Origin of the sequence: Lysinibacillus sp. CD3-6 (assembly GCF_006351725.2) — a bacterium.
In the GTDB taxonomy this organism is placed as follows: Bacteria; Bacillota; Bacilli; order Bacillales_A; family Planococcaceae; genus Lysinibacillus.
Map to the genome: position 1 here is coordinate 2731034 of NZ_CP085880.1, position 15287 is coordinate 2746320.

Below are 15287 nucleotides of genomic sequence, written 5' to 3' on the forward strand. Positions count from 1 at the left end.
GTCGAATACTACCTAGGATTCATACGTCATCTTTCGTAGTACCAATTAATTTCCCGATTTATCCCTCCTTACCATTTATAAATTATATTTTCCGAGCGTAATAGCCAATTGAAAGCCCCCCTATTTGTAATTCGTGGACTAATCCAGTATGAAATTTTTTCTTGTCCACACTATTACTAAAAAATAAAGTCTTATATATTAATGTATTTTTTATTATTCTTATGAAGACTTCCATTTGAAAGGTGTGCTCCTCGTGGCAAAAGTATTTAAAATCGAATCACCTAAATTACCTTTATCTTTAGAAAATGCAAATTTTCAAGATATTTTTTATGAAGAAGATCCGTTTTTATCAGATTGTGTAATCTCTAACACTGTTATTAATAATGAGTGCATTGAAAGGCTAGTCCTCTCAAAAGTACTCTTTAAAAATGTAAGATTTATAGATGTAACTTTTACAAAAATTGATTTAACCGATGTAATTTTTGAAAATTGCGATTTATCGAATGCCAGCTTTAGTGAAGGACTAATTCACAGAGTCAAATTCAAAAACTGTAAATTATTAGGTTTGAATTTAGCGGAAGCTAACTTAGGAAATGTATCATTTGAAGACTGTATTGCAAATTTATGTGACTTTACAGACACTCGTTTAAAACAGGTCATGTTTAATCATTCCACACTACAAGGAGCCAATTATTTTGAATCCAAATTTAATAAGGTCGTATTTAATCAATGTGACCTTAACGATGTTGATTTTTCTCAAACATCTTTAAAAGGTATTGATATTAGTACATGTAGTTTTGAAAGGTTGAATGTTTCATTGGAAAGTTTGAAAGGGTGTGAAGTATCCTCACAACAAGCAGTTGGGTTTGCTTCATTGTTAGGTATAAAAGTAGTATAAAAAATAGCTTTCATCTGATTTATCCAAGTAGTATTGATTGGAACACATAGTGTGCTCTTTTTTCTAGTTTAATTGCTACTTGGATTATTCATTGACTCCAAGCTAGTAAAGTCCTTATACTAGACATTTATTTTATTTACCATGTAACGACAATTATCACAGAGAAAATCTTGATAAATAAAAATCGCATTATACATATTTAACCATGGCATATCTTCCGCACATCGCTCACATTTATCAATGTATTTATCACTTAAAATAACATTCTCTAGTAATAAAATCCATTGCCTATTTGATAAGCTCTCAGGTCCATCCTTTAAAGCTTGTACTGCAATTCCTAACACTTCCCCATCATCAAATCTATTAGTTTGAATTAATTTTTCCAAATAAACTATAAATGAAGATAGGTCACCATTTATTATCATTTTGAGCTTTTCTATTTGCATAGTGATTCCCCTTTATCTTTTTAAAATGGGTTTAAGAAATGATATATTTTTTCCCTTGCGAAGTATGCTCAAAAATAGCAAATAGAAAAAACTCGCAGCTTGAAAACATGAATGCGAGTTTTCTCCTTTAGGAAGCACTTCGTGTATGGGAGCTAACGTAATATGGTTCTGCTAGTACAGAGCCATCCGCTAACTTGCATAAATTATATTTCTCCCCACATGTCTTTCGCCTTTATAAACAAGGTTTCTATTTGTTCTTTATTTTGTTCAATTAGATTTTTATGAGCCTCATCAATAACGCTTAAATCTCTATTAATTATAATAGAGTACGTTTGCTTATTTTCATCTGTAATTTGAACACCATATTTATTGTCTCCTATAAATGATGGCCAAATAATTAATGCATATTTATTATCTTCAGTAGAAACAGCTAAATTGCCGACTAACGATAAATAATCTGGAAATTTCACATTATAAAGATAAGCATTTTGCGATAATACATAACTACGATTTGGTATAAATTCATTTAATTCTCCCGTATAGTTAGAATACTTAACATTCATCCAGGCATACCAAAATAGATTGTAGACAATAAACATAGAAAAAATAGTTGCTAAAATGATGATCATTTTTTTCTTTTTTCTCATATTTCAACAATCCGCTCTCCTCTTTTTTTAATGTCTTCATCGTGTGTAACTAAAATAATCGTCTTTCCCAATGCATGCATATTTTTTAATATACTCATTACTACGTCTGCATTCGCTTTATCTAATGAGCCTGTCGGTTCATCTGCCAAAATAATATCGCATTTTTTTATCATTAACCGTGCTAGTGCAATTCTTTGCTGCTCGCCACCAGATAGCGTATAAATCTTATCATTTAGTTTATTTAATAACCCTACAGAGTTTAACGCTTCTTCAAGACTAATACTTGAACGATTTTTTTGTTTAATCATTTTCAAATTATAACTTACGGTTTTATCTTCTATTAATGCAAAGTTTTGAAAAAGAAATCCTACCTTATTCCCAAAATAATTTAACTGGTTTTTTTTCTGACTAATATCCATACTGTCTACTAAAATTGTGCCACTATCTATTTGTTCAATCGCACCAATCATATTTAAAAGTGTTGTTTTACCACATCCACTTGGCCCTGAAAATACAATAAACTCTCCATCTTGAATAGTTAAACTAAAATCTTTAAATAATTCTCGATTTCCAAAAGATTTACTTAAGTTCTTGATTTCGATCATTTAACGGATCCACCTTTAAGAATTGATTGTATGCTTCTATTTTCTGTTATTCTTATGTAATAGAAAACAAAGCAAAGTTCTAATATGACAACTGAAAATCCACCAGTGATTAAGTATAGTCCCGAACTCCAATCCAGGAAATACCCTATTATAAAAGCAGCCTTTCCTGCAATACCGCCAAAAATAATGGTTGTTAAAAATAATTTTTTATATCTTTCAAATAAGCCATAACCCATTATTTTTTTCAATGCAATTTCAACTGCATTGATACTATATTCGTAGCTTAAAATGGTTTTAATAATGATGGCTTCTAAAATTAATAAAACAATGAGTAAAACGCAAGCTATAACTATCCCTTTTTTATAAATATTCCATTGATGAAGATAATGCTCATAAACATTTGTCTTGAAATTATTTGCCTTAGAAAGACTTAAATGGTTGTTTTCAATAAATTGTTCCCACTCCTGGTCTTGAATTTTATACATGGATGTTCCAAATATAAAAACATTCCAGTAAGGGTTAAGCGCATTTGTGTCCATATTGTTGAATAGAATGATTGGATTCTTCACTATCTTACTACTAATATTAAAACCTTTATCTATTGCTATAATATCTAGTTGTTTTTTATAGGCAATAATATTAAATTCATAAGGGTGTGGATAGTACGTTTCCCATATTTTTATCATTTCCGTTTGAACACTTTTAGAATTATATTTTTCTGGAACTAAAAAATACACTTTTTGTTCGAGCGAAGCAGTATTAAATTCGCTTATTTTATCATGTAAATACTCAAGCGTACCACTATCAGCAAAAACAAATGGAGAACCTAGCTCTTTAGTTTGTAAATCTACTAAAGAAAGGGTGTTATTCATTGCAAGATTCTCTTTATAAAAATCAAATCTTAATTGTTGTGTCACTTCACCGTCTTCAACATTTATATTTACATAAGAATAATCTTTAGCATTTTCAAAAAAAGGTTTTTGTTTATAAAATGTTAGCCCTTCATCAATTGCCGTTAGACATCCCGCAGCCAGTATCACCGTTATACAAATAGTAATAATTTTGTATACATAACTTAACTGCAAAACTTTTTTGACACTATCTTTGGATTTCATATCTTTTTTATAATCACTTAAAAAAAGTGTGAAAAAGATACATGCATTCACTACAACAAAAATTGCAAACATTAAAAGGGAAATCCTAATATGAAAGTTTGCATTAGTAAACTGTATAAATAATAGGATTAGCACTAAATACGTGCAAAGAAAAAACAGTGTATCTGCGATAACATTTCGAAAAATAATATGTTGCAATCTTTCTCCAGAAATAACTCTTAACGCTACTTCTTTCCTCATTTGAGCCACTTCGTAGAAAGTGATTAAAAGTAAAAGACCTAATATAATAACCCAAGTAACGCTAATATTGAAGGCACTATTAAAGGCACTATATCCCTCCTGTGGAAACTTTCCTGCATACTTATCAATCAGTTTTTGCTTAAAACGAATCTGGTTTTCTTTATTCCCAATCACATAATATTTTTCAAACTTATTAACATCTGGAATAGTGGTGATTGGTAAAACCTCAAATTGGATATCCCCTAAAAAGATGCTTTGATAATGACCAGGCTGTACTGATGAACTTTCCTTTAAATAATTTGCGGTTCCTTCTGTCGCATATATATTTATATTTTCAGAATAAATAGTGGAAATTTTTCTATCCACCACAAAAACCTCTAAATTTTCTTCCTTAGCTGCTGTTGTAATATCCTTTAACATCTCTTCTTGAGGAATATGGATAGACATTACTCCATTTTTATACATCGTAACGTAATCATATTTCGTTTCAAAGCTAACTAAATGCCATACGTATGTCTCTCCGATAAAAGTGAACCCTATACTAAAAAGTAGTAAACTAAGAATATACTTTACTTTTTTCACCGCAATCACCTTGTTAAGGATTAGAATACTTTTAGATAGCAAAAGCGAGTTAACCTAGTGTTAACTCGCTTTAGTAGTCTTACTAGATTACCAATTACAACGATATATATAAGTACCACTATCTCTATGACGTACTTCTACTTTTGATAGTCTTGAAGCAGGTTGACTTGAACCTGTATGCCATTCACCATTAAATAAAGACGCATAATGCTCATTCGACGCATGGTTTGCCCAAACATAATCTTCATTAATAAACCGTGTATTATAACCATACGTGATGGTAGATAACCCATCCGATCCTGTAGCATACCGTTCCCAAGCTGTTACAAAGTTTCCGCTATACGTAGCTTCTAATGTAGCAGCGGAAACAGGAACTACTGCTGAAAACGTTAAGGCACTGACCAGAGCAAACCCTGCGGACAAATTTTTTACCTTTTTCTTACATATAAACTACGCCTCCTTGTTTAATTTTTTTTGCGATCATTATATACTATCAAAACAAAAAAATCAATGCAGTTAACTAAATTTTCAGATTTTAGATAGTGCTTTTAAAAAAATAACAAAAGACCAGCTCGCTATATTCACTTCGCTGGTCGTAACATTAAGTTTTATAATAGTATTTACTTAATTAAAGAGTAAATATTCGTATCATATGGCATATCATTTTGATGCATAAAGTTTCTTAAAACCCCTTCTTTTTCAAACCCTAATTTTTCTAATAGCTTGTTGGATGCATTATTTTCAGTAAACACAATGGCCCCAATACGCACTAAATCCATCTCTTGGAAACCATAGGAAATCACTTTTTCTACAGCTTCCTTTGCGAAGCCCTTCCCCCAACTTTCGGGAAATAACGCGTAGCTAATGTCAGCTTTTTTATGCTCAGTGGACCACTCTTGAAAACCAATAGTACCGATTATTCCTTCTTGCCCTTGCATTTCAATACCCCATTTAATGCCACGTTTGCTCTCAAAATTATTAGAGAAATTTTGGATGATCTGTTTTACTTGTTCTAAGCTCGTTAATGGCTGTTGTCCATAATGGCGTAAAACATCTGGGTTTGAAAAGCAATCTAATATTGCTTGCGCATCTTTTTCTGTTAATTCTCTTAGTACTAAACGATTGGTCTTTAATATAGGAAACATTTTTACACGCTACTTTCGAAAAGAGTATTTTTACCATTCTATAACAATTCCTGCATATTTACATTACTTTTTTGTAGGGCAGAATCGAATACCACTCACTAAGCAGCGCTCTCCCACGTTAGTTTAATAAAAAAAGCATCTCACTTTAAAGTGAGATGCATTCTATTTATTGCGGTATTTCTTCAGTTATTTTTTCAAAGTCTAGAAGGTATCCACCGATTTTTGCTTTTTCTAATTCTTCTATATATTCTTCTTTTCGCTCATTCAGTCTGTCATCAAGTGTGTTTTGATAGGCCGGAAATAGATTGTAATCTACTGGTTTCCCCATAAGTTCACCTCTTATTTTATATTTTTTTTCATTATATGCTATATTGATATTTTCTGACAATCATAAATGGTAAATTTGATTAATAAGTTCGACAATATCACATGAGCATTGGCTTATTATATGAATGCTTCACTATACTATTATCCTATTAAATACGCATTTTTATTTAAGTGCCATAAACACTAGATAGTTTAGAGGAGCAACAATCGGGAATTATTGAAGGTTATTATAAATACAAGTAAATTGGATTTCTATCATTATATGATCTCCCTTTTAAACAAAAAATATTAAACAATAACCTCTTAGTTGGTATAATAAGTCTTACGGAAATGTATAAATTTATAAAGTAGATACTAAGGGGTTATTTTTAAGTAAATAACTTTTATTTTTTCTAGTTTACAGGCTAATAGCTAGCTATCATAACTATTTCATCATAGTAATAGTAGTGTAAAGCGAATTTAGCTTTGCACCTCCTGATTTGTTGGTTAGGGTCACTCTGGTCCAGTGACCCTATTTAATTTACTAATAGAAAGTGGCGTTGCACTATGGATTTTTTGCTAACTATACAAACATTAATATGGTTGTTCCCTATTATGTTTATCATCCACGATTTTGAAGAGATTATTATGGTTGAAAAATGGCTGCATAACAATCAAACCAACCTATATAAACGATTGCCAACAAAAATAGCCAATCGAATAGTGAAGCAATTTTCAATGACTACAGCTCAATTTGCAGTGGCCGTTCTCCTTATTTTTTTACTTATAAGTGCCGCTACAATATCCGCTAATATATATTTCTATAATGGCATAGCAACAAATCTTTATTTTTTCATCATTATTACTTCCGTATTTTTTATCCATGCATTTACGCACATTGGGCAGACGATTTTATTTCGCTCTCTTACCCCTGGAACTGTTACATCGTTAATTATTATCATCCCCTACAGCATTCTTTTATATAGATCGTTATTTATGGCGGAAATCGTTACATGGAAAATGATAATAATTTGTTTACCATTTGGACTTTTATTTTTCCCTATTGTTTTAATAGCACATTGGTTAGGAAGAAAGTTTATTGAATAAATATATTTTTGGGATTATCGTAAGAGCGCTTGTACTCAGATGTTAGACTAAATCTTATTTTGGGCATTGGTATTTTTTATGCATGAATGTTAAACACTTTTGCTTTTATTAAGGGCTTAAATTTATTTACTTTACATATTTCAAATGCTTTTTCACAAATGTAACAATGTATTGTACTTCCTCTTCTGTCATATTTACTAAACTGCAAACTCTTCGTAATTTAGCAGGTGACTTTAATTGTTCTCTCACTTTATCAATCAACATATATTTACATTTTCGTGGATTCACATAATCTCTTATTTGCTTATACCGTAAATATGCATAACGAGCAAATGCGTTTAGCATTTCTTTTTCATAATCCGTTCGTTCTAAACTCATTGCAGCTATATCTATTTCTTCTGTTTCAAAAATCCAAGATCCGTCGGTCAATTGCATTTATAACACCTCTTCCTTATAAACTAGAGTTCGGTTGTTGATTTCCATAATTAGGCCTGCATCAAGGAGTTTTGCATTTTCTACATATTCAACATTTCTTCCCCCATAATCATTAAATGCATAATAAAAAGTCACACCTAGTTAGATGTGACTCTTTTTTTATTTTTTCAATGGGATTAGCAGTCCCTATATTGTTGAATAATAAGCCCATTTAGCTTGTTATTTACTTGTCCATCATGCATTTTTCAATATTTATTCCTCCCAATCACTACTCATTGATGCCTTAGCTCTTGTTAATGTTACTATTCTATAGACAAGAAGTGGAGACTGTTTGTTTTTGCTCTGGTCTTGTTTGATTAAGTGTATTGCCATTTCCTGTGTGGGATAATTTTTTGATTAAAATTATTGTAGAGTCGCAACGTTACCTTACAGTTACTTTTTATCATCCTTTTTATCATCGTTATCCTTTTTTAACTGTGCAAAAGCATTAGCTAAAAAATTTGGAACACGAATACCTAACTTCCCTAAGTTTTCGATTATGCTAATTCCTTCCATTCCTATTAAAAACAGAATCATAGCATTTCGCATGAAATCTCCGCTTTCTGTAGCATTGTCCAATTGTACAGCTGCGATAACCATTAAAATCATGGCTGTTTTTTTCAAGAGCCCTTTAAACGTTTTACGGGAATCGATATCTTTTATTATCCAACCTACCATTACTCCTAATATCAAATCGATAGCCATTAAGATTGTTAAAGATGTTACCAATTCATCTACACCGCCAATTAGATATGCAATTAATGCAGTCATACCACCTACCAATGATGACCAAAGCGTATTTGTTTCCAGAATATCACCTACTTCCTCTTCTTATAAACCCACACAGGTGATAGCTGAAGGCACAAACCGTACTTACATCGTTTGATTTCGCTATAACGCCTTCATTTCTAGCATATTCAATTGCGTATTCGATGAACGTTAACAATAATACAGAAACAACAAACATAAAAAATATTTTATTTTTAGTAATCTTTCTTATATACAATCACTAGATTTATCTCTTTCGCTTCTAGACTCCAGCTATTTATTTTCTTTCTTTATATTTAAAACTTTTACCCTAACGTAAAAATACAATATATAAACAATATTATAAAAAGTTATTATAAAAAAAATTACATTAAAAACTAAAGCTAATGGAGGTTTTAATGTGAAAATAAAGATTGCTACAGTGAATGAAATTCCTGACATTGAATGCTTATATCAAGAGCTATTTATAGAAATGTCCACCTTACAACCATAGTATATAAAACCTGCAAAACAAGATGTGACATTTATTCGGAATACGATAAATCATAAAGACTCATATATTGTAATAGCAGCCATCGATAACCAAACAGTAGGCTTTTTGCTAATACAAGAAACTACGTCTCCTTCCTATCCATGTATCGTTGAACATCAATACGCTTTTATTGTCGATATTATTGTGTGAAGTCACTATCAAAATCAGGGTATCGGTTCAGCTTTGCTTTCTGAGGCAAAAAATCGTCAATTAGATTACATGGAGTTGAATGTCTTGTCGGGAAATATAGGGGCGACTGCATTATACGAAAAACAAGAATTCCAAGATATGAGCCATATCATGCGTTTGGAATTGGCTTAGCAATTATATCGAGGTCTTACATGATAACGTTGTCATTCCAATTAGCTGCAAAGAAATTTAAATAAAAACGAATCGCAATGACTCGGACAGTGCTACAATTACTCATAATCAATAGCTATCCTATGCCTTAATAAAAAAGTATGTTATAATAACTGTACTGACAAACCAAAAAGGTAACCAATATTGAGCTGTAGCGTCTTTGTGCGCTACAGCTTTTTTTAGGTGGCATTACTGTTTTCTACGTATTATAAGTATCCAAATTATAATTTTTTTATAACTAAAACATTTCAAAAACCAAACTGGGATAAATACCCCTCCGCAATTCTACAATGAACATATTATAAATTGAAGGAAGGAGGAATGTTTCATGGGATACTACGGAAATGTAGGTAATTGGAACAATAGTTTTTATGGTGGATATAGCTATGGCGGTGGTTACGGTGGTGGCTGTAACTATGGCGGTGGTTGTAACTCTGGTGACAATTACTACGGTGGCGGTAACAACGGCTCAGCATTCGCGTTAATTGTTGTACTCTTTATTCTTTTAATTATTGTCGGTACTGCTTTTATTAATTACTAACATTCAAAGAAATGATTGTGTGTTACCATTTTTAAACTCCTATTAAATCCAAGGGTCACTTCCCCCAAGTGACCCTTTTTATAATGTCTGTCTAAAGACGAGATATTACATATCAACAATAGACAAGTATAGCATTATGCATATTCGTAAATAGTAATAATGGTGTCATTACGCCAATTAACTACGATGGAGGGGTTGTTGATGAATAACATTCGAGAAGGTTTAATCCCAACTATTTTAGGTTCTGCTGTTACGGCCGCTGGCTATGCACTTAAGCAAAAAAGTGGTTCTAACAAAATGATTGCAAACACAGTCTTTGGATTTGGTTTAGCTCATATTGTGTTAGGAGCAATAGACCTTGTAGAACATCGTCGTTAGTAATGGGAGAGCACGTAATTGTGCTCTTCTTTTTTAGATATTCGAATATCTACATTTCTGTTCGATATTGATTGTGAGTAGGCTCAAATACACAATCTTGAGCGTTTCTGACAACAGCAAAATTATCAACATTATAATGACCGTGTAGTGTTGCATTGTGATGGGCAATAATTTGTTCAGCAGAAAGTGCCTTTGAATCTGTTGTTGAATGTCCGTCTGCAATTAGTGTAACATCGAACGATTGCACTGTTGCTGATCTCACTGCAGTATCGATACAATGTTCTGTTTTACAGCCCATTATGACTATATGATGCACGTTCTGATCTTTAAAATATTGCAGCAAGTCTGTTTGATAAAAAGCATTTGTCGCCAGTTTATCAATAAATATTGCGTTATCTGTTGGGATATTGATTTTATTATGAACTTGGAAACCTTGCCCTTGTCCGTTAGCAACATCTTTATCTCGAACAAAAACAATTAAAGCATTCTCTGTTATTGCTTGTTGAATTACGTAATTAATATTTTCAATTAATCTATCTTTCTGAAATACTTCTTGTTCTTCATTATTACCATCCATTAATTCTTGTTGGGCATCAATCACTAATAAAGCTTGCTTCATTCATTTCCCTCGTCTCTATATTTTAAAATTTTTAATTATTCCATTAATTACTATAATATAAAACCAACATACTTGAACAGAAAAACCTCGAAAAGTGCTCACTTCTTTTGCGCATCTAATCGAGGTAATCATTTTTTAGTTGTGACCATTTCTAAACTAAAATCATTATTTATTTTCATCTAATTTTTTATTTGCCTTTTGTACGTCAAGTAGTTCTGAAACTGTTACAAATTTGTATCCTTGCTTCTCAAGTTCAGGTAGTATTTTTTCTAAAGCTTTAACGGTTTGTGCTCGATTTCCTCCGCCATCATGAAAAAGTACGATATTTCCTTCTTTAGCTCCTTTTAATACAGTGTGAACAATTTTGTTGACGCCAGGGCTTTTCCAATCCATCGTATCTTGATGCCAAGACCACATCACTACTTTATATCCCTCTTTTGCAACAGCTTCAATCATTCCATCTGTATATTGTCCTTCTACTGGTCGGAATAAAGTCGGTGTATACCCAGTAATACCGTAAATCGTATCGTGTGTTTGTTTAATTTCCTTCAGTAAATTTGGGACTGTCGTTCGTAATGGGTGTGTATATGTGTGAATGGCTAATTCATGTCCTTCTTCATACATTCGTTGCACAACTTCCGAGTTTTTTTCTGCATTTTCCCCAACGACAAAAAATGTTGATTTCGCTTTGTATTTAGCTAATACATCCAATATCTCTGATGTGTACTTTTTATGAGGACCATCATCAAAGGTCAACGCTATTATTTTTTCATTTGTTTTAATTTCCCACAATATTTGACCTGCTTCTTCGTAATATTTCCTCCCTTTATCGGCAGAGAAACTTTCGCTCACGAAAAAGACAGATACAGCCAAGATACAAATAGGCACGATTACCAGCAGAAACTTCTTCAAAAATCTTCACTTCCCAGAGAAAAATATTTAGTACTTTATTATTTGTTGATTTCTTTAAAAAATGCTTTTTAAATTAAAATAATAACTATCATCAGAAGTATAAAAATACTACATCTTTGCCATAATAAATTTAAAGCCATAAATCTCCCTAAACATCTTTTAAGCTGTAGCTTTTATTGCTACAGCCTTTTTTTGTTTACTTTTATTTAATAAATGTAAAAGACCTCGAGAGCAAACTCTCGAGGCTTTCATTTATTTCACTTTTGAAATTGTGATGCCATCACCAATTGGGATAAGAATAGAATCTAATTGTGGGTGATTAGCCACTGTTGCATTAAATTTCTTCATAATATCTGTATAACGTTTACTTTTTGCATTCTGATCTGCTACACTGCCACCAGCAAGGACATTATCTGTAACGATTAAGGCTCCTTCTTCAGCAAGTGAAATACAATAGTTTAAGTAATTTTCATAATTATCTTTATCAGCATCAATAAAGAAAAAATCAAATCGTTTTTTTTGTTCTGCTAAAGTTGCAAGACTTTGTAAAGCTGGTCCCGTCATATATGATACTTGCTGACTAAATCCCGCTTTTGATAAGTTACTTGCAGCTAGCCTTGCATATGTTTCCTCTAATTCAAGGGAAGTTAAATTCCCTGTACTCCCAAATCCTCTAGCTAGACAGATTCCGCTATATCCTCCAAGAGCACCTATTTCTAATATTTTTTTGGCACCAGAGATCGAGACAAGCATTGTTAGAAATTTACCCGAGGAGGGTGAAACAGAGATTGAAGGCATGCCATTTTCTTCTATAGATGCCATCACATCCTCCAATAATGGATCTTGATGATAAAAAGTTGTATCGATATAGTGATTAATTTGTTGCATTACTATCTTCACCTGCCTGCTCTTGCAGCATAGATTCTTTATTATTTGTACTCGTATTTTCCTCTTCACTTACCATTTCCATTGTTTCATTTTCTTGAATTTCAAATAATTGAATGAATTCATTAATGACCGTATCCATTGCTTTTAATTCTCCAATTAATATTGGTTGAATTGATTGATACTCAGGCTGTTCTAGTTGTTGTTTAATCGTTGCACGCTTTATATTCAGTGTCTCTAAAAAGGCTATAGCTCTACCTCGACGAAATGTCTTCGGTCCTCGATGATGCGATGAACTATCCTTTCCTCTATAACGCTCGCCACGATGGTGTCCTTCTCTTTTATATTCTTTAAATTCTTCTCTTCTCATTTTACATCCTCCTTTTGTATACAAACGTATACATTTTAATATAAATTGATTGTATACATTTGTATACACATTGTCAATAATATACTTACTTTTAAAAACTCAGCTTTCACAAAAAACTCTCCTGTTTTGGGCTACTTTTTATTGAAGTAGCTTTTTTCACTTTTTTAACATTAATCATCTTTAGTTATCAAAAAACACACTAGCTTTAACAAATATCGTTAAAACTAGTGTGTTTAATTTTAGGCAAATACGACAATAAAAATATTTATCTCTTTTAGTAAGCAATGCCCACTCGAGATTTTAGATATTTTGTACTTTGAATTTGTTGATAAGTAAATTCGGCAGTATCTGCTACTGATATTTCAGTTCCACCATCGGGTAGAAAATCTCGTTCTACGCGATATTGACCAGTATAATGTCCATCGGGTAAATATGTAGGACAAACAATCGTCCATTCCATATCCGATTGTTCTAATATTTTCAAAACATTATGATGTTCCTTGGCAGCTCTTGTTGTCTTTCTTTTCGATTCACTGGATTGATATCTTAGCAAATTAGGTGTTAGACGACTTTGTAATATTCCTGCGGTTCCTACTGTAATAATTCGGTTTATTTTTCTTTTTTTCATCTCTTGTAAGATTAGAGGAAAACTATCTGTAAGAGTTGATGCGCCATCAGTATTTAAAGTACTAATGACAATATCTGCTTTAGCCATAGCAGACGCAATATCCTCACGATTTAAGACATTCCCTTGCTTAACAAGTAAGTTTTCATCGGTTATGTTTAATTTACTTAGCGTACGTACTAACGCTATGACTTGATGGCCATCTTTTAATGCCAATGAAACGACATGACTACCTACACGGCCAGTAGCGCCTAAAACTAATATATTCAGTATAATCACCTCTTTCCTAGCGATTATATCATAGGTTCTATTCATTTACTTTTGCATAACAATAGGCACACCTCAAAGAGTGTGCCCTTGTTTACTATTCGATAAAGGATGTGGCAATAACTTGCGCTAACGTAGTACCACCATCAACATTTTCATAATTATAAGGACCTAACGGTAGACCCCATACTTCAACAAAATCTCCCTCAAGGAATTCTGTTGAATGATAACCGATGGCAAATATAGCGTTAAAATCCATATCCTCAATTAAAATCACCGACACTGGTGTCCCATCATCTAATGTTTCCTCTTGAATCTGAATAATATCGCCAGCAAAGTTTACCATTTGCTCTAAATATGGCTTTACATTTTTATTTAAATGCTTAGATGTGATTTTATCATCTGCAAGCTTTTTCGTCTTTTGAATTGCCTCTTTTGATAATGCTGGGAACAAATCTGGATTTGATGAAATGAAATTATATGATTGCTTATCCAATGTTAATTGATCTTCCGTAATACTAGGAATATCTTCTAAATAATTTCTAGCATAATTCACCGTTACTACTGAAGCAGCTGTTTCTTGTTCTGCTTCGTCTTTGATTTCGGTTTCTTTTTCAGGTGATGTTTCTTCCTTCTTTGCTTCGCTCGATGGTAATGAGGTGTTTCCACCCTTACTCACTTCATTTCCACATGCTGCTGCCATAATTGCTAGTAGAGAAAGTACAGCCATTAATACAAACTTCTTCATTACTAAGTCCTCCCAAAAATTCTTTTAACATACTAAATATACCAATAAAAGGAGGTATAAACTATAATAATTTTACAATATTATTCAATTTAAGATAGTTATTACTATCTATTTTCATTGATTGCCAAGGACATTTACATCCAATTCAATCATTATTGGTCAGTTGCACATCCACAATAAATAAATCAAAGCTATTTTTTTGGGCAATATTAGTTACTATTTTTTGAATTTTGCTTTCCGTTCTATTATCTAATTTCTCTAAATCATGTAGATGGATTGTAATAATCTGATTGTCAGAGGAATCTATTAAATATTCAACTGTACTATCTGGTTGATAACCTTCAGCACGTAACGCCAAAATAATTTTTTTTGTTAATTGTGTACTCTGTAATTTCTGTGCTATGTCCTCAGCGTTTGTTTGCGAAAAATTATTTTGAGTAATTTGTACAGTTGAGGGGATTTGATTTTTTAAATAAATTGCTAAAAAGATAATCAACATAATCATGATATAAAAAAAGCCTCTTTTTAGTCTTAACTGCACCCTCTCTAGCTCTCCTTTATGAATAAATGACGAAACCTTAAAAAAATCCTTCTTATAGAAGTAATTTTATTATTAAGTAATAGCGATTGTATTAGATATATGTAGTTCATTACAGTGATATAACTTCATGTTGCGTTCGAATTTGTGTGAATGGTCCGAAGCTATTACCTACTAAA

Annotated in this window: 20 protein-coding genes and 1 pseudogene; 5 read left to right on the forward strand and 16 right to left on the reverse strand. The window is 32.1% G+C overall.

Features of this window, described 5'->3' with window-relative positions; translation table 11 throughout:
- Nucleotides 1–253: 253 nt before the first annotated feature.
- Complete coding sequence (locus FH508_RS13520) at nt 254–898, forward strand: pentapeptide repeat-containing protein (RefSeq protein WP_172771816.1); 645 nt, start codon at nt 254–256, stop codon at nt 896–898.
- 119 nt (nt 899–1017) lie between these two features.
- Here the strand turns inward: FH508_RS13520 and FH508_RS13525 are convergent, their stop codons facing one another.
- From FH508_RS13525 to FH508_RS13555, 7 genes are all read right to left on the reverse strand, one after another.
- The gene (locus tag FH508_RS13525) at nt 1018–1344 is read right to left on the reverse strand and encodes a hypothetical protein (protein ID WP_172771817.1); all 327 of its coding nucleotides are present in this window, start codon (nt 1342–1344) and stop codon (nt 1018–1020) included.
- 203 nt (nt 1345–1547) lie between these two features.
- Nucleotides 1548–1991 carry a hypothetical protein gene (locus FH508_RS13530; RefSeq protein ID WP_172771818.1) on the reverse strand — a complete coding sequence of 148 codons (444 nt, stop codon included), beginning with the start codon at nt 1989–1991 and terminating at the stop codon, nt 1548–1550.
- Nucleotides 1988–2596, reverse strand: a complete 609-nt coding sequence (locus FH508_RS13535; RefSeq protein WP_172771819.1) for an ATP-binding cassette domain-containing protein — start codon at nt 2594–2596, stop codon at nt 1988–1990. Before FH508_RS13535 ends, FH508_RS13530 begins: the two co-directional genes overlap by 4 nt.
- The gene (locus tag FH508_RS13540; protein WP_172771820.1) at nt 2593–4533 is read right to left on the reverse strand and encodes a hypothetical protein; all 1941 of its coding nucleotides are present in this window, start codon (nt 4531–4533) and stop codon (nt 2593–2595) included. Before FH508_RS13540 ends, FH508_RS13535 begins: the two co-directional genes overlap by 4 nt.
- Nucleotides 4534–4620: 87 nt before the next feature.
- Nucleotides 4621–4956 carry a mediterrocin family bacteriocin gene (locus FH508_RS13545; RefSeq protein ID WP_172771821.1) on the reverse strand — a complete coding sequence of 112 codons (336 nt, stop codon included), beginning with the start codon at nt 4954–4956 and terminating at the stop codon, nt 4621–4623.
- Between the two features lie 197 nt (nt 4957–5153).
- Entirely contained in the window at nt 5154–5678 is a 525-nt protein-coding gene (locus tag FH508_RS13550; RefSeq protein ID WP_172771822.1) for a GNAT family N-acetyltransferase, read from the reverse strand.
- 166 nt (nt 5679–5844) lie between these two features.
- Nucleotides 5845–6006 (reverse strand): hypothetical protein, encoded by a 162-nt coding sequence (locus tag FH508_RS13555; protein ID WP_172771823.1) that lies wholly within the window; start codon nt 6004–6006, stop codon nt 5845–5847.
- A gap of 545 nt (nt 6007–6551) precedes the next feature.
- Here FH508_RS13555 and FH508_RS13560 point away from each other — a divergent pair.
- Entirely contained in the window at nt 6552–7091 is a 540-nt protein-coding gene (locus FH508_RS13560; protein ID WP_172771824.1) for an HXXEE domain-containing protein, read from the forward strand.
- Between the two features lie 126 nt (nt 7092–7217).
- On the opposite strand, the gene FH508_RS13565 is transcribed toward FH508_RS13560, so the two are convergent.
- Nucleotides 7218–7526, reverse strand: coding sequence for a hypothetical protein (locus FH508_RS13565; RefSeq protein ID WP_172771825.1), 309 nt, complete (start codon nt 7524–7526; stop codon nt 7218–7220).
- Between the two features lie 432 nt (nt 7527–7958).
- Nucleotides 7959–8336 carry a phage holin family protein gene (locus FH508_RS13570; protein WP_172771826.1) on the reverse strand — a complete coding sequence of 126 codons (378 nt, stop codon included), beginning with the start codon at nt 8334–8336 and terminating at the stop codon, nt 7959–7961.
- 694 nt (nt 8337–9030) lie between these two features.
- Between FH508_RS13570 and FH508_RS13575 the strand changes: the two are divergent.
- From FH508_RS13575 to FH508_RS13585, 3 genes and pseudogenes are all read left to right on the forward strand, one after another.
- Nucleotides 9031–9186 (forward strand): annotated as a pseudogene (locus tag FH508_RS13575) (GNAT family N-acetyltransferase); the annotation flags it as partial.
- A 367-nt stretch (nt 9187–9553) separates the two neighbouring features.
- Nucleotides 9554–9766, forward strand: coding sequence for a YjcZ family sporulation protein (locus tag FH508_RS13580; protein WP_172771827.1), 213 nt, complete (start codon nt 9554–9556; stop codon nt 9764–9766).
- Between the two features lie 201 nt (nt 9767–9967).
- Complete coding sequence (locus FH508_RS13585; RefSeq protein ID WP_172771828.1) at nt 9968–10144, forward strand: asparagine synthase; 177 nt, start codon at nt 9968–9970, stop codon at nt 10142–10144.
- A gap of 49 nt (nt 10145–10193) precedes the next feature.
- Here the strand turns inward: FH508_RS13585 and FH508_RS13590 are convergent, their stop codons facing one another.
- The 7 genes from FH508_RS13590 to FH508_RS13620 all read right to left on the reverse strand — a co-directional run bounded on the left by FH508_RS13590 (nt 10194) and on the right by FH508_RS13620 (nt 15111).
- The gene (locus FH508_RS13590) at nt 10194–10763 is read right to left on the reverse strand and encodes a cysteine hydrolase family protein (protein ID WP_172771829.1); all 570 of its coding nucleotides are present in this window, start codon (nt 10761–10763) and stop codon (nt 10194–10196) included.
- Nucleotides 10764–10928: 165 nt separating this feature from the next.
- Nucleotides 10929–11675 (reverse strand): polysaccharide deacetylase family protein, encoded by a 747-nt coding sequence (locus FH508_RS13595; RefSeq protein WP_172771830.1) that lies wholly within the window; start codon nt 11673–11675, stop codon nt 10929–10931.
- 252 nt (nt 11676–11927) lie between these two features.
- Nucleotides 11928–12563 (reverse strand): O-methyltransferase, encoded by a 636-nt coding sequence (locus tag FH508_RS13600; protein WP_217270090.1) that lies wholly within the window; start codon nt 12561–12563, stop codon nt 11928–11930.
- Nucleotides 12550–12930 (reverse strand): hypothetical protein, encoded by a 381-nt coding sequence (locus tag FH508_RS13605; RefSeq protein WP_172771831.1) that lies wholly within the window; start codon nt 12928–12930, stop codon nt 12550–12552. Before FH508_RS13605 ends, FH508_RS13600 begins: the two co-directional genes overlap by 14 nt.
- Before the next feature lie 274 nt (nt 12931–13204).
- The gene (locus FH508_RS13610) at nt 13205–13825 is read right to left on the reverse strand and encodes an NAD(P)-dependent oxidoreductase (protein WP_172771967.1); all 621 of its coding nucleotides are present in this window, start codon (nt 13823–13825) and stop codon (nt 13205–13207) included.
- Between the two features lie 94 nt (nt 13826–13919).
- Nucleotides 13920–14570, reverse strand: a complete 651-nt coding sequence (locus FH508_RS13615; protein WP_172771832.1) for a hypothetical protein — start codon at nt 14568–14570, stop codon at nt 13920–13922.
- A gap of 145 nt (nt 14571–14715) precedes the next feature.
- On the reverse strand, nt 14716–15111 hold the full coding sequence (locus FH508_RS13620; protein WP_172771833.1) for a hypothetical protein: 396 nt from the start codon (nt 15109–15111) through the stop codon (nt 14716–14718).
- Nucleotides 15112–15287: the final 176 nt, after the last annotated feature.